This is a genomic window from Dietzia sp. B44, assembly GCF_014145245.1.
Classification (GTDB): Bacteria; Actinomycetota; Actinomycetes; order Mycobacteriales; family Mycobacteriaceae; genus Dietzia; species Dietzia natronolimnaea.
In genome coordinates this window covers 1-1,598 of the sequence record NZ_JAALEF010000343.1, presented here as the reverse complement: position 1 = coordinate 1,598, position 1,598 = coordinate 1, and the positions used below count along the sequence as shown (strand labels likewise).

Sequence of the window (1,598 nt, the reverse complement as noted above, 5' to 3'; positions counted from 1 at the left end):
CCCTCGGTGATCGGGACCCGCGGCGTCCAGCCCAGCACATCGGCGGCGCGGCCGGCGTCCAGCGCCGAGCGTGCGACGTCCCCCAGACGCGCGGGTGCGTACTCGGGGTCGTCCCCCGATCCCGCCGCCGCGGCCACCAGGGTGTGCAGTTCGCGGTCGCTGGTCTCGATTCCGGTGCCCACGTTGAAGCGCAGTCCGGCGGCGGCCGGAACGGTCGCGGCGCGAACGAAGGCGTCCACCACGTCGTCGACGAACACGTAGTCCCGGGTGTTGCCCCCGTCCCCGAAGACCCGGGTCTGCTCCCCGGCCAGCAGGCGCTGGGCGAAGATCGCCACCACCCCGGCCTCGCCGTGCGGGTCCTGACGCGGCCCGTACACGTTGGCCGGCGCCACGCCCGCCCACTCGATGCCGTACAGCTTGGCGAACATCTCCAGGTAGACCTCGCCCGCGACCTTGCCCGCCGCGTAGGGGCTCATCGGGTCCACCGGCCGAGACTCGGCCACCGGCAGGTCGGTGACGGGTCCGTAGATCGATCCCCCCGAGGAGGTGAAGACGATCCGCCGCACCCCGGCCCGTCGGGCGGCGTCGGCCAGCCGGACGGTGCCCACCACGTTGACCTCGGCGTCATGCACCGGGTCCTCCACCGACAGGCGGACGTCGATCTGCGCGGCCAGGTGGAACACGACCTCCGGGGCGAGGTCCGCCACCAGGTCCCCGATCGCGGGGTCGGTCAGGTCCACCTGCCGGAAGGTGAACCGCGAACCGGCCTCGCGGGCGCTCGTGAGGTTCTCCAGCCGACCCCGTGACAGGTCGTCGACGACCGTCACCTCGTGTCCCTCGGACAGCAAGCGGTCCACCAGGGTCGACCCGATGAACCCGGCCCCACCCGTCACGAGTGCCTTCATTCAGATCCCCTCCCGATGTGCGGCGAACCCGCCGCGGCGCCCTGTCGGACAACAGCTCCAAGGATACGACCCGGCCCGGGCCGGCCCGCTCACTCCCGTCCGTACAGCGCGGTGGCGCGGGTCAGCGGCGTACGTCCATCGGGCGGGAACGGCGAGTCGGCCAGGATCCGGGCGAGCTCGGCCTCGGTGAAGGCGGCACGGACCGCGAAGATCCGCACCTGGGAGTCCGAGTAGACCTTGACCAGGCCCGGGGTCTGGTCGAGCCGGAGCAGGTGGTCGTTGGGCTTCTGGAATCCCCAGTAATTGGGCGGGCTGACGTACACGTAGGTCACGCCGAGTTCGTCGAGAGCGGCGTCGACCCTCGGGTCGGTCCCGGCCCGGTCCATGCTGAAGAACAAGTGGGTGGTGAGCGGTGCGGTGGAGCCCGACTGCAGGTAGTGGCGTGCGGTCGAGGGCAGCCCGTTGGTGGCGTACATCCACCCCGACCCCTCGTCCGGGTTGGTGTAGATCAGGCCCGAATACGCCTGTGGCTGCTCGGAGAGCCAGTCGAAGGCCCGCAGATCGTGACTGTCGACCATCCTGCCCGCCCGTTGGTTCGCGCCCGCGGCCGCGGCGTACTCGGGCGAGGCCTGGACGACCCACGACCCGGTGGCCACCAGCGCGGCTAGGGCGACCGCGACCCGCAGGCCCGCC

The 1,598-nt window shown here is 71.8% G+C and carries 2 protein-coding genes; both read right to left on the bottom strand.

Annotation, left to right across the window (positions count from 1 at the left end; genetic code table 11):
• Window positions 1–905: SDR family NAD(P)-dependent oxidoreductase (locus G6017_RS11540; protein ID WP_182617453.1), on the bottom strand; the 905-nt coding region annotated here is incomplete at its 3' end.
• Between the two features lie 89 nt (window positions 906–994).
• Window positions 995–1,598, bottom strand: a 604-nt coding sequence (locus G6017_RS11535) for a DUF6541 family protein (RefSeq protein ID WP_347237867.1), incomplete at its 5' end; no start/stop codon positions are given.